Raw genomic sequence first — 12,891 nt, 5'->3', positions numbered from 1 at the left:
ATATGTCACTATATAATCCCGAAACCGTTACTTGTAACGGTGAAACATTCAACATATATCTTACTCAGCAAGAACTCGAAGAACGAGTAGCGGAATTGGGGGATGAGCTTTCATCGGAGTATGAAGGCAGAGATCCTATTTTTATTGGCGTACTTAACGGGGCGTATATTTTTCTTTCTGATTTGATGCGCCAGGTTGATATTTCCTGCGAGGTCGACTTTTTGAAGCTCAGTAGCTACGGTGATGAAAAAGTGTCGTCGGGAGAAGTAACCGATCTCAAAGATATTGATGCTGATATCGAAGGACGCCATGTTATTTTGGTAGAAGATATTGTGGATACCGGGCTCTCGATGAATTATCTGGTGGATAAATTGCAGAAGAAAAATCCTGAATCTATTGCTACGGTAACGCTTTTACACAAACCGGAAGCAACGCATCACGATGTTCAACTCGATTACGTGGGATTTGAAATTCCCACGCTTTTTGTATTGGGATATGGATTGGATTATGCCCAAGAGGGACGAAATTTAGCACAAATTTATATTCTTGATAGTGATGCGGAGAAATAAATTCTATTAATAAAAAGAAATATAAGTTAACCATTGATAAAATTTGCTAAGGCACTTATATTTGCGACTCTTTATTGGAGAGGTGGCTGAGTGGTCGAAAGCGCTCCCCTGCTAAGGGAGTATACCCCCATAAGGGGTATCGAGGGTTCGAATCCCTCCCTCTCCGCTCAACTACGCCAAGGCTTTGTTGAGCAGGCTTGGAAAAGCTTGCTCGGCGAAGCCTTTTGTTGTTTGTAGTTCATTTAAGTGTTTGGAAGTAACTTGTTGGCTACTCTAAATATTATTTCCATGTCATGCTGAACCCCGATGAGTCGGGACAGGCTTTGTTTCAGCATCTACAGATTCTGAAGCACTGGTATAGCGTTCAGGGTAAGCAGCACGATTTAGAATCGACCGGCTAAGCTCAAGCATCCAGCGTAATTGTCTGCTCAAATAGTTAAAATGGGCATAATGCAAATACGTGTCCGTGGGATTCGCGGAGGGCATATCACGAGTTCCCAGCTGTTCTTTCAGGGTATAAATCTGTTTAGACAGTGCCTCGCTGGCTTCTTCAATTTGCTCAGATTTAGCAACTTTACTTTCGGGCGCTGAATTAGAAGAGTATTTCAGGCAGTATTCCGCAAGTTCTAAGTTATCATGAATGCCTTCTCCAATAATTTCAAACTCTTTATAATGGAACTGTTGATTAGGATGTCGTTGCAAAAATATCCCCAGAGATGTAGTGGTAGATAGAATCATATAATTTAGTAGTGCCATATCGTAGGATAGTTGAGCCCCTTTTTGCTTGGATTTAGGATCATCGGAGAGTCGATGGTAAGAAGAAATAACATTCGCCATATTAACATAGGCCTGTTTACGTGCCAGGCGGTATTCTTTTTCATCATAGTCTCCTTGAAAAAGATAATTTACGACCTTTTGTAAGTATTTTTTGTTGTCACGAAGAGAGTGTTGTAATAGGAGCGGAAATTTTTGGTACTCCCATGAAGGCCATAAATATCGTACAGAACCAATAACGAGAACGGCACCTACGATGGTATCAATTACGCGAAATACTACCATGGAGGGGATTTCACGATTTAGAAAACTATACATAAATATTACGAAAATAGTAAAGAAAGAGGAGGCCACCACATAATTGCGCACAACATAGGTAAAGGCCAGGGTTAGGGAAATACCGAAAATAGCGAGTGATGCTAGGTGGGTGGGATCAAGTAGATATAATCCATAGGCAATAGCAGCTCCAATGAGTGTACCGAAAATACGCTGGAAAAAGCGTTTATTGGTAGCGCCGTATCCCGGCTTCATAACCACAAGTATCGTTAACAGTACCCAATAAGCGTTTTGAAACCCCAAAAAATGAGCCAGTGAATAGCCGGCAACAGCAGTAGTAGCTGTTCTGAGTGCATACCGAAAGTAACTGGAATCAAAGCTGAGGTTATCAATAATACTGCCCCAATTTAATGGGTTCGGTGTAATAAACTGCGGTAAGTCAGTTGTTGATAAGTCGGTAGAAGGTTCTTTATCCGTTACCTCTTTGTCTTCTTCATACGTCTTATAGTCTAAGACAACATTTTGGATTACTTCTACTTTTTGGAGCTGCTTATGCAGGTACAGCTCAATGCGCTTTAAGGTATGGTAAGCCTCTTCATCATGTTCTTTGTCGCTGAAAGCATCTTGCTTTAGTTGGATTAGATGCCGCTCCAGTGATTCTAATTCCTCCTGAAGTTTAAGAGGGCGATTATATTCTTTGTTTTTGAGTAAGACTTCGGCCAGTAAATGTATTTCATTGTGAATCTTGTCAATGATTTCACGAATAATGTTATACTCAGGGTAGCGATGGAGCAGGTCTCGGACCTTGGGATAATCAATAGGGGTTGCCATGGCCAATTCATGCATATCAACAAGTTCAATAAAGATAAGATAGTACCGGCGCCGCTCAGAACTTCGTCCTGATAGTAAAGAGGTGTTGCTGAATAATAGTTCACGGACACTTTCTTGGGTTTCGTTAAGCTCTTGCTGGAGCTGTGCTAATTTGAATATACCCCGATCATGATCAACTTCGGGCTCAACAAGAGCCACACGCTGTTGAAAGTAATGTGTTGTTTGTTTCATACATCGGGCAAGACGCCGGGTAATAACCCGGGTACCGGTAAAAAAGTGTATGGCTAAAGCATAAGCTATATACCAAAGCGACCCGCCGAGTAGTAAAAAGCAGTGGTGTAATATCTGTGATACGGTATCAAAACGTCCAGTCATGCTTATGGCCAGGATAATAGCCAGATACCCCATAATCCCCATAAGAGAATAGCGAAGACTAAAGGGAGAGATATAGGCAAGACCAAAAATGAAGACAAAGAGTAAAACAAGTATTAACAGCTGTTGTCCTCCGGCAAGTAGCAAAAGAAAGGTAATAGAGAGCGACAAGGCCGTAGTAATAAGTAGCGCTTTAGCCTTTGATTGGAAAGTACCTGCGATATCTACACCGGATACAAAAAAGGCCCCAAGCATCATTGTCAGGCCAATCGTTTGGTAGCCCAGCATCTCGCCAATCACAAGAGGAATTAAAGCCCCGACAGCATGACGCAGGCTAAGGTAGAATTGTTCGTCTTGGGAAACCTCCTGTATGTATTCAATCCCTTTTTGGAGCTGGTCAGCAATCCTCAAAATAGTAATGACCCTCTTTTATACTACACAGATCTTCAATTTTTATGATGCCCAATATAAGAAGTTACAATCGGTAAAGAAGGGATAACAGTAATTTTGTAGTGTCGGTTTGCCAAGGGAAAATAGTTTACTCTCCGTGCAATGTTACGACCAGTTTTCGAGGACCACCGTTGTTGCGGTGTTCGCATAAATAAATACCCTGCCAGGTTCCCAAATTAAATTTGCCGTCAGTAATCGGTATGCTCACCGAATGACCCAATATTGAGCTTTTGATATGCGAAGTCATATCATCGGGTCCTTCGAGCGTATGTTCATACATTGAGGTATCTTCTGGAACCATTCGCTTGAAATGAGTGGCAAAATCGCGCCGCACCGATGGATCTGCATTCTCGTTAATGGTGAGGCTGGCGCTGGTATGCTGAATGAAGATATGGGCAATGCCTGTGTTTATGTTCTTGATCTCTGGAATCTCTTTTAGAATTTTATCGGTGATGATATGGTAGCCCCGTGACTTCGCCGAAAGCGTTATTTTTGTTTGATGCCACATATTAATATAGGATTGAACGCAGATAACGCGAATTGCATGGATTTCCACAGATTTAAAAATAAAAATTCGTGAGGATCTGTTAAATCTGTGTTATCCGTGTTCTATTAATTATCCAAAAAGACCCTGAATATTGCCGCCGTCGTGACTGATGGTCTGTCCGGTAACGTAAGAAGCATGGGGAGATAAAATCCATCCCGCCAGCGAAGCCAGCTCCTCACCTTTTCCAAAGCGTCCGACCGGAATAGAAGCCTCCATCTCCTCGCGAACTTCTTTCATGGATTTGTCAGATTCATCAACCACTTTTTTGATAACACGTTCAATGGCGGGGGTATCGTGTGATCCGGGTGCGAGAATATTTACTGTAACGCCTTGGTTGGCAACTTCCTGTGATAACGATTTGGCAAATCCTACTACACCGGCGCGGAATGAATTACTGAGCACCAATGAGGGAATCGGTTGTTTTACCGACTGGCTTTCTATAAATAGAATACGCCCGTATTCTTTAGAGGTAAAATAGGAGACCAATCGAAGTACCAGCTCGATTTTCCAGCGCATTACATTTTCGTATGCTTCATCCCAGTCGTAAATAGCTGTTTCAAGCGGGCTCAGGGCCGGAGGTCCTCCTGCATTAATAACGACCCCATGGAGCTGCTCATTGCCGATGGCCGCTTCAATTTCGTTGTGGGTTTCGTCATCCGTTAAATCACCGACTACGATATCTACTTGTTCATCGTATGATTCTTTGAGCTCCTTAAGTTTATTTTCCCGGCGGGCAACGGCAATAACGGTTGCCCCTTCATCCAGTAATAGTTCCGCAATTGCACGTCCGAATCCGCTGCTTGCGCCACAAACGATAAAGCGCTGGTCATCAATTTTTAAATCCATCTTTTGTAAAAATTATATTCAAATTGTATAGAAAAGTCTTCACTGATGGTATATATACCAAAATGAGAATCTATGAGCAATCGAAGACTAAGCAGAGATCAGGAAAAGCAAAATTTTATAATAATGAATTGGGGAAATAAAACCGTATCTTTGCTGGCTAAATTTTATAGGATTGTTCGACTCATCAACATGCACTTCTGTGTCATTCTAAAATAAATTCAGGGTGATACTATAGTATTTTAGTGCTGTGAGGCATTCAATCCGATTTTAATCAATACAGTTTATGTACAAGGATATCAGAAATATTGCGATTATTGCTCATGTTGACCACGGCAAAACAACGTTGGTCGATGAAATGTTAAAACAGAGCGGTACGTTTCGCGAGAATGAAGAGGTCGCTGAGCGTGTGATGGATTCCGGCGATCTGGAGAAAGAAAAAGGAATTACGATTAGTTCGAAGAACACTGCCGTTAAATGGGGCGATACTAAAATCAATATTGTGGATACGCCCGGTCACGCCGATTTTGGTGGAGAGGTAGAGCGCATCCTTAAAATGGTAAATGGAGTCATTATTTTGGTAGACGCTGCTGAAGGTCCGCTTCCGCAGACCAAGTTTGTGCTCCGCAAATCACTGCAGCTGGGATATGAGCCCATCGTTGTCATTAATAAGATTGATCGCAAGGACGCACGTCCCGATGATGTATTGAACGAGATTTTTGATCTTTTTGTGATGCTTGATGCCACGAATGAGCAGCTCGATTTCCCCATCATTTATGCTGAAGGCATCAACGGCATCGCAAAAAATGAGCTTGAAGATGACAACGACGATTTGAGTCCGCTTTTTGAGCAAATCATTGAAACGATTCCTGCTCCTGAGCAGGTGATGGATGCTCCCTTTAAGATGCTGGTTAGTAGTATGGATTGGAACGATTATGTAGGACGTATTGCCATCGGACGTGTGGAGCAGGGAACTATTGAGCAGGGGCAGCAGATTGCACTGCTCGATCGCAATGGAGATCTCAAAGAGAAAGCCAAGGCGACAAAACTTTTTACGTTTAATGGATTAAAGCGTGAGCCCGTTGAAAAGGCGATAGCCGGTGATATTTTTGCGCTGGCCGGATATGAAAAGGTGGATATCGGCGATACGCTTACGGCCACTACCGATATGACTGCACTGGATTATTATGATATCGACCAGCCGACGATGGCGATGTTTTTCCGTGTGAATGATTCTCCCTTTGCGGGATTGGAAGGGGATTATGTGACATCCAATCAGATTAAAGATCGATTGATGCGTGAGACTCGCACTAATGTTTCTATTGAAGTGGAGCAGACCGAAGATCCGGATATTTATAAAGTGTCCGGACGTGGTGAACTACAGCTGGCTATCCTTATCGAGACGATGCGGCGCGAGGGATATGAATTTTCAGTATCTCGTCCCGAAGTGCTCTACAAAGAAATTGATGGTCAAAAGCACGAACCTTTTGAAGAGGTGGTGGTAGATGTTCACGAAGACTACAGCAACCGGGTGATTGATAATCTCCAGCAACGGAAAGGAATTATGACATCTATGACCCAGGAGGGAGAAAACAATCGACTTGTTTTTAAGGTACCTTCCCGCGGTTTGATTGGTTTCCGTGGTGAAATGCTTACCGAAACACGTGGTACGGGTATTATGCATCAACAGTTTGATGCTTATGAGCCTTTTGCAGGAAAAATTCCGGGCCGTAATAGTGGAACATTGATTGCACTGGAAAAAGGAGAAGTAACCAGTTATGCTCTTGAAGGATTACAAGATCGCGGTACGTTTCTGGTTGAGCCCGGCGACAAAGTGTATGAGGGACAGGTTATTGGTATCAATAACCGCTCTGATGATTTGGTCGTAAATGTGGTGAAAAAGAAGAATTTGACGAATCATCGCGCTACACAAAGTGCTGATGATGTGAAAATTGCTCCTGCTAAGAAGATGAGTCTGGAGCAGTGCATCGAGTTTATTGATGATGATGAGCTACTGGAAGTAACGCCCAAAAGTTTGCGTATCCGCAAAAAACATCTCGATTTCAATGAGCGTAAGCGAGCAAAGAAGAATAAGCAGTTTGCATAGGTAATTACAAAAGTAAGTACTGTATAAAGATGTCATTACTTATGTGATGGCATCTTTTATTTTGGCTGTATGTGGATCAACTTGGAAACTATTGTGCGTTTAATATGATCCTCTGAAATAAAAAGGACGATATTACAATGAAAATGCTTTATGCCAAACAATAACCAAAAATCTGCCACTGAATTTGCCGAACTCCTTGACAGCAAGTTCAAAATTCCTAATACCAATATCCGTTTTGGAATTGATCCCCTGATTGGACTTATTCCTGGAGCTGGAGATGTATTTGCGGGTATGATTTCGGTCTATTTTCTGATTCAGGCTGCCTTGTTAGGAGGTAAGGCATCGGTACTGGGGCGTATGTTTATCAATATTTTGTTGGATGTACTCATTGGCTCAATCCCAGTGTTAGGAGAAGTTTTTGATGTCTATTGGAAAGCCAATCTACGCAATGCCCGTATTTTAGATGAATTGCAAGAACATCCTGAGAAGACAACCACCGAAAGTCGTCTGTGGATATGGTTTGTGATCATTCAGTTTATTGCAATACTTATAGGGATTACTCTGCTCATCGGATGGGCTATTGCCGAACTACTCGATCTGGTATTTTAGAATAAATTGACAGCTCGGGCCAAATGCGGAAAAACAAAAGAAATTGTTAGTCGTCAGCACAATAGTCATGATTCAAAATTCATCAGTTTTAATTCCTACCTCATCCCGTAAAATTTACTTTTTTCTTTATAATAGGGAGTGAAGACTTTCTTTAACTCTTGGTGCTTCGATATTTGCAGATCGGGATCGTCATTCATAACCTTCCATGCTGCTGATTTTGCCTGCTCCAGAATCCATTGGTCTTCAACGATATCAGCTACACGAAATTCCGGGAGTCCGCTTTGTTTGGTACCCAGAAAATCTCCCGGTCCGCGTAGTTCGAGATCCGCTTCTGCAATTTTGAATCCATCGCTCGTCTGTGCCATTTTTCGCAGGCGGAATTGTCCTTCTTTACTTACTTTTTGTCCGTACACTAAAATGCAGTAGCTCTGTCGCTTTCCGCGTCCAATGCGTCCTCTCAACTGATGGAGTTGAGAAAGCCCGAATCGCTCGGCGTGTTCTACAATCATAATACTGGCGTTTGGCACATCAACCCCTACTTCAATAACTGTAGTTGAAACAAGTACCTGAATTTCATTATTAATAAATTGCTGCATCACGCCATCTTTTTCCTCAGATTTCATCTGTCCATGGAGTAGTCCGACGTCAAAATCCGAAAAGCGTTTTTTGAGTTTTTTATATCCGGCGGTAGCATCTTTGAGATCCATTTTTTCAGATTCTTCTACTAATGGATAAACCACATATGCTTGACCGCCGTCACGGAGTTCTTGTTCTACGAAGTTATAGATATCATCGTGTTTACTTTGATGGCGAACAGCCGTTTTAACGGGTTTGCGTCCGCCGGGCATCCCTTTAATGATAGAGATATCCAGATCACTGTATAAAGTCATTGCCAATGAGCGGGGGATAGGGGTGGCTGACATTACAAGCACATGTGGATGTGACCCTTTGGTGAGGATTTCGGCGCGCTGTTTCACGCCAAAGCGATGCTGTTCATCGATGACCGCCAATCCGAGTTTATTAAAGTTGACTTTATCCTGGATAACGGCATGAGTACCGACAACAATATCGCAATTGCCGCCTTCAATATCAGTAAGAATATCAGTTCGCAAGCTTGCTTTTTGATTGCCAACCAGTAACCGAATATTGATATCCAGCGGATCCAAAAAGTCCGAAAGTGTTCGAAAGTGCTGTTCGGCCAGAATTTCCGTCGGAGCCATAAATGCAGCTTGGTAACCATTGTCCAGTGCCATCAAAATAGCACCGAGTGCAACGATCGTTTTTCCTGATCCCACATCGCCCTGAATGAGTCGATTCATTTGTTTGCCCGAGCGCACATCTTTTTTGATATCCGAAAGAGCGGACTTTTGCCCGCCAGTTAGTTTAAAGGGGAGATGTTCATTAAAAAATTGCTGGGTGTAGTTTTCCATATCCTCAAAAAGAGGACCTTGCGCTTTTTCAATAATTTCATGCTTTGTTTTAGCTACACTTAGCTCAAAAAGGAAGAGCTCCTCAAATTTGAATCGCTTAAAAGCTTGTTTGTATTCCGATTGGGATTCGGGAAAATGAATCATGCGGTAACTCTCGTGCCGCTTTGGCAGATCGTGTTGATTGCGAATTTCGCCAGGTAAAAATTCCGGCGGACGCTCGTGTTTTAGGATAACCTTTTGCCATTGGTGAATAAGTTTGCTGGTGATTCGGCGCTTCGAAAATGTTTTGTTACTGGGATAAATGGGTACTATCTGTTTGAGATCTTGTATATCCGAAGTGTCATCAATTTTATCCCATTCGGGATGTGCCATAGAAATATAGCGTCCATACTGTTTGGCTTTTCCAAAGAAGGCCACTGCGTCGCCTTCAGAGAATTGTTTCTTTATATAATATCCTCCTTTAAACCATACGCCTTTAAGGGATGCAGTATCATCCTGTAAAATAACTTCAAGTCTTTTCTTTTTTCCGTATCCCTTGTGCTGTATTTTTTTTATGCGCCCAGCTACAGTTACTTCTTCGCCTTGGCCTTTCACTTTTCGAATAGGGAGAACGGTTGTACGGTCTAAATACCGGTGTGGAAACCAATTTAACAGGTCCAGCAGAGAATCGATTCCGCTCTCAGAAAGGGCCTTTAATCGCTTGGTACTTAAGTTTGGAAGATCAACTAATTTCAAAATAGATATACTGATATATTACTTTATACTACTTATTTGAGGAAAATTGAGCTACTTTATGGGCGTTTTACAAACTAAAGAGTCCGATGGGATAAAAATAGAAATAAATACCATTTTTTTCTTGCATTAGTAGGTGCAAATTCCTTATCATTGGCAACTCTTGTTCGACCGAAAAATCAATTAAGCGTTTATAAATCGTGCCTACAATACAACAACTTATTCGCAAAGGTAGAAAAAGTAAGCCGAGTAAAACAACGGCGCCTGCCTTAGAAAACTGTCCGCAAAAACGCGGAGTCTGCGTTCGAGTTTATACTACTACGCCCAAAAAGCCAAATTCGGCTTTGCGTAAGGTTGCTCGTGTGCGTTTGACGAATGGATATGAGGTAACTGCATATATTCCCGGTGAGGGACACAATTTGCAAGAGCACAGTATTGTGCTTGTTCGTGGCGGTCGTGTTAAGGACTTGCCCGGTGTTCGTTACCATATCGTAAGGGGAACGCTCGATACTGCTGGTGTTGAGGATCGCAAGCAGGGTCGAAGTCTTTACGGTACTAAGAAGCCAAATTAGATATAATTGTTGAGTAGGAAATAAACCGATAAGAATATGAGAAGAAAGACAGCAGATAAGCGCGATGTTCAACCAGATCCCGTATTTGGTGATAAGCTGGTAACGCGTTTCGTTAATAATCTGATGAGAGACGGCAAGAAAAATGTTGCCCGAAAAATTCTTTATCAGGCTTTTGAAATAATTGAAGAAGAAACCGGTGAAGAGGGGATGGAAGTATTTAAAGAAGCCCTCAGTAATGTAACGCCGGTTGTTGAGGTTCGCGCACGACGAGTGGGTGGCTCAACATACCAGGTACCTGTGGAGGTTCGTCCTGATCGAGGTACTGCGCTTGGAATGCGCTGGTTGATTTCGGCCAGCAAGGGGCGAAACGATAAGTCGATGGCTCGACGGATATCTCGTGAGCTGTTAGATGCATCAAATAATGAAGGCGGAGCGGTGCGAAAGAAGGATGAAGTTCACCGCATGGCTGAAGCAAATAAAGCATTTGCACACTTTAGATTTTAAACGATTTACGATACTAATTTATAGTAATGGCTGAGACGAAGACAAAAACAGATCCAAAAGTAGTAGACCGCATTAAGCGTACCCGTAATATTGGAATTGCGGCTCACGTAGATGCTGGTAAAACGACGATGACAGAACGTATTCTGTATTATACAGGTATAACGCATCGTATTGGTGAGACGCATGATGGCGCTTCCCAGATGGACTGGATGGATCAAGAGAAGGAGCGAGGTATTACAATTACTTCTGCTGCTACCCACTGTATCTGGAAAGATCATCGCATTAATATTATTGACACTCCCGGTCACGTTGACTTTACCGTTGAGGTAGAGCGTTCGCTTCGAGTTTTGGATGGCATGATCGGTGTCTTTGATTCAGTTGGTGCTGTTCAGCCGCAATCCGAAACTGTTTGGCGGCAAGCTAACAAGTATGATGTGCCCCGAATGGCCTTTGTGAATAAGATGGATCGTGTTGGTGCTGATTTCTTCAACGTTGTTGAGGAAATGAGAGATAAGCTGAATGCGAATCCGGTACCAATTCAGATTCCAATCGGAGTGGAAGATACATTCCGTGGCGTTGTTGACCTTATTAAGATGAAGGGTATCATCTGGGATGAGGAAACGCTCGGTATGGAGTATGACGAGATTGAAATTCCGGATGATCTCAAAGAAAAGGCTAAGGAGTATCGCAAGATAATGATCGAGGCTATTGCTGATCATGATGATGCTCTGATGGAGAATTATCTGATGGATCAAGAAATTAGTGAAGAGGAGATTGAAAATGCTCTTCGTGAAGCTACACTAAACAGAGATATTACTGTTGTAATGTGTGGTTCTGCCCTTAAGAATAAGGGAGTTCAAACGGTACTTGATAAGGTTATTAAGTATTTGCCAAGTCCTTATGATATTCCTCCAATTATTGGTAAGCATCCCCAGGATCACGACAAGAAGTTAGAGCGTAAGCCCAGCGTGCAGGAACCGTTTTCTGCCTTGGCATTTAAAATTATGACAGACCCTTATGTGGGTAAGTTGACATTTTTCCGTGTATATTCTGGTGAACTGGAAAAAGGTTCATATATATATAATGCCACGACGGGTGAAAAGGAACGAGTTGGCCGGATACTTGAGATGCATGCTAATGAAAAGAAAGACCTCGAGATTGTACGTGCCGGTGATATTGCTGCTGCAGTTGGGGTTAAGCAGGTGAGAACGGGAGATTCTTTCTGTGATTTGGAAGACCCAATACTTCTTGAGGATATTACATTTCCCGAACCGGTTATTAAGCTGGCTGTAGAGCCTAAATCAAAGGCTGATGCTGAAAAGTTGCAGAACGGATTGATTAAATTAGCTGAAGAAGATCCTACATTCCAGGTAAATACTGATGAGGAAACGGGTCAGACCGTTATTGCCGGAATGGGTGAGCTCCACTTGGAAATTATTGTTGATCGCTTGAAACGCGAGTTTAAAGTTGAGGCTAATGTTGGTGCTCCTCAAGTGTCTTATCGGGAGACCATTACTTCAAGCGTTACCCATCGCGAAACGTATAAAAAGCAGTCTGGTGGCCGCGGTAAATTTGCCGATATGGAATTTGAAATCGGTCCGCTTGAGCATTTTGAAGAATTTGACGAGGAGGATAAGAACGTTTCTGTTGATGAAGAAGAAGGATTTAAATTCATCAATGAGATAAAAGGTGGTAATATTCCAACCGAGTTTATTCCTTCTGTAGAAAAAGGTTTTAAAGAGGCTATGAATTCTGGTATTCAGGCTGATTATCCTGTCGAAGATATTGGGGTTCGCTTGTTTGACGGTTCATATCACGATGTAGACTCTGACCAGGTGAGTTTTGAGCTTTGTGCGAAGATGGCATTTCGTCACTCAACAAGAAAGGCTTCACCGAAGATTCTTGAGCCGATTATGGACGTCGAAGTGATTACCCCCGAAGACTTTATGGGAGATGTAATTGGAGACCTAAATGGACGACGAGGTATTATTGGCAAGATGGATAACAACAAAGAAGGTTCAGTTGTGAAAGCCAAAGTACCTCTGTCAGAAATGTTTGGTTATACGACTGATCTTAGATCAATGACGCAGGGACGTGCAACTTCCACGATGGAATTTGCTGAGTTTAAGATTGTCCCTGACAATGTAGAAAAAGAAATTCTGGAAGAACGATCTTAAACATCATTAACTAATAGTATTATGGCAAAAGAGACATTTCAGCGAAACAAGCCACATGTAAACATAGGAACGATAGGTCACGTAGACCACGGGAAGAC

At 42.4% G+C, this 12,891-nt stretch carries 11 protein-coding genes and 1 tRNA gene; 8 read left to right on the top strand and 4 right to left on the bottom strand.

Translation table 11 applies throughout. The features are described 5' to 3' along the window. Nucleotides 1-2 precede the first annotated feature (2 nt). Both hpt and ACQ4LT_RS13915 read left to right on the top strand, forming a co-directional pair. Nucleotides 3-569: a hypoxanthine phosphoribosyltransferase gene (gene hpt, locus ACQ4LT_RS13920; RefSeq protein WP_445666665.1), complete on the top strand. Its 567-nt coding sequence runs from the start codon at nucleotides 3-5 to the stop codon at nucleotides 567-569. A gap of 76 nt (nucleotides 570-645) precedes the next feature. Continuing rightward, nucleotides 646-735: transfer RNA gene (locus tag ACQ4LT_RS13915), tRNA-Ser, on the top strand. A 125-nt stretch (nucleotides 736-860) separates the two neighbouring features. Here the strand turns inward: ACQ4LT_RS13915 and ACQ4LT_RS13910 are convergent. The 3 genes from ACQ4LT_RS13910 to ACQ4LT_RS13900 all read right to left on the bottom strand — a co-directional run bounded on the left by ACQ4LT_RS13910 (nucleotide 861) and on the right by ACQ4LT_RS13900 (nucleotide 4,665). Next, complete coding sequence (locus tag ACQ4LT_RS13910) at nucleotides 861-3,233, bottom strand: FUSC family membrane protein (RefSeq protein WP_445666664.1); 2,373 nt, start codon at nucleotides 3,231-3,233, stop codon at nucleotides 861-863. Between the two features lie 127 nt (nucleotides 3,234-3,360). Next, nucleotides 3,361-3,780, bottom strand: a complete 420-nt coding sequence (locus ACQ4LT_RS13905) for a secondary thiamine-phosphate synthase enzyme YjbQ (RefSeq protein WP_445666753.1) — start codon at nucleotides 3,778-3,780, stop codon at nucleotides 3,361-3,363. 108 nt (nucleotides 3,781-3,888) lie between these two features. Continuing rightward, nucleotides 3,889-4,665 (bottom strand): SDR family oxidoreductase, encoded by a 777-nt coding sequence (locus tag ACQ4LT_RS13900; RefSeq protein ID WP_445666663.1) that lies wholly within the window; start codon nucleotides 4,663-4,665, stop codon nucleotides 3,889-3,891. A gap of 283 nt (nucleotides 4,666-4,948) precedes the next feature. Here ACQ4LT_RS13900 and typA point away from each other — a divergent pair, with 283 nt between their 5' ends. Next, nucleotides 4,949-6,769: a translational GTPase TypA gene (gene typA, locus ACQ4LT_RS13895; protein ID WP_445666662.1), complete on the top strand. Its 1,821-nt coding sequence runs from the start codon at nucleotides 4,949-4,951 to the stop codon at nucleotides 6,767-6,769. A gap of 150 nt (nucleotides 6,770-6,919) precedes the next feature. Beyond that, nucleotides 6,920-7,378 carry a DUF4112 domain-containing protein gene (locus ACQ4LT_RS13890; RefSeq protein ID WP_445666661.1) on the top strand — a complete coding sequence of 153 codons (459 nt, stop codon included), beginning with the start codon at nucleotides 6,920-6,922 and terminating at the stop codon, nucleotides 7,376-7,378. Nucleotides 7,379-7,473: 95 nt separating this feature from the next. Here ACQ4LT_RS13890 and recG read toward each other — a convergent pair whose 3' ends face one another. After that, nucleotides 7,474-9,543 carry an ATP-dependent DNA helicase RecG gene (gene recG, locus ACQ4LT_RS13885; RefSeq protein ID WP_445666660.1) on the bottom strand — a complete coding sequence of 690 codons (2,070 nt, stop codon included), beginning with the start codon at nucleotides 9,541-9,543 and terminating at the stop codon, nucleotides 7,474-7,476. Nucleotides 9,544-9,740: 197 nt separating this feature from the next. Between recG and rpsL the strand changes: the two genes are divergently transcribed. The 4 genes from rpsL to ACQ4LT_RS13865 all read left to right on the top strand — a co-directional run. Then, the gene (rpsL, locus tag ACQ4LT_RS13880; RefSeq protein WP_095607485.1) at nucleotides 9,741-10,112 is read left to right on the top strand and encodes a 30S ribosomal protein S12; all 372 of its coding nucleotides are present in this window, start codon (nucleotides 9,741-9,743) and stop codon (nucleotides 10,110-10,112) included. A gap of 36 nt (nucleotides 10,113-10,148) precedes the next feature. Further along, nucleotides 10,149-10,616, top strand: coding sequence for a 30S ribosomal protein S7 (gene rpsG, locus ACQ4LT_RS13875; protein ID WP_445666659.1), 468 nt, complete (start codon nucleotides 10,149-10,151; stop codon nucleotides 10,614-10,616). 26 nt (nucleotides 10,617-10,642) lie between these two features. Continuing rightward, the gene (fusA, locus tag ACQ4LT_RS13870; protein WP_445666658.1) at nucleotides 10,643-12,793 is read left to right on the top strand and encodes an elongation factor G; all 2,151 of its coding nucleotides are present in this window, start codon (nucleotides 10,643-10,645) and stop codon (nucleotides 12,791-12,793) included. A gap of 21 nt (nucleotides 12,794-12,814) precedes the next feature. Further along, a partial coding sequence (locus ACQ4LT_RS13865) for a hypothetical protein (RefSeq protein WP_441000376.1) occupies nucleotides 12,815-12,891 on the top strand: 77 nt, incomplete at its 3' end.

The organism is Fodinibius sp. AD559 (assembly GCF_052712805.1).
This window is presented reverse-complemented; position numbering and strand designations above follow the sequence as displayed.

What these genes read in the sequence shown, in the direction of transcription:
- rpsG (WP_445666659.1), top strand. Translation starts at nt 10,149, where the DNA reads ATGAGAAGAAAGACAGCAGATAAGCGCGATGTTCAACCAGATCCCGTA.
- ACQ4LT_RS13890 (WP_445666661.1), top strand. Translation starts at nt 6,920, where the DNA reads ATGCCAAACAATAACCAAAAATCTGCCACTGAATTTGCCGAACTCCTT.
- ACQ4LT_RS13900 (WP_445666663.1), bottom strand. Translation starts at nt 4,665, where the DNA reads ATGGATTTAAAAATTGATGACCAGCGCTTTATCGTTTGTGGCGCAAGC.
- fusA (WP_445666658.1), top strand. Translation starts at nt 10,643, where the DNA reads ATGGCTGAGACGAAGACAAAAACAGATCCAAAAGTAGTAGACCGCATT.
- ACQ4LT_RS13905 (WP_445666753.1), bottom strand. Translation starts at nt 3,780, where the DNA reads ATGTGGCATCAAACAAAAATAACGCTTTCGGCGAAGTCACGGGGCTAC.
- typA (WP_445666662.1), top strand. Translation starts at nt 4,949, where the DNA reads ATGTACAAGGATATCAGAAATATTGCGATTATTGCTCATGTTGACCAC.
- hpt (WP_445666665.1), top strand. Translation starts at nt 3, where the DNA reads ATGTCACTATATAATCCCGAAACCGTTACTTGTAACGGTGAAACATTC.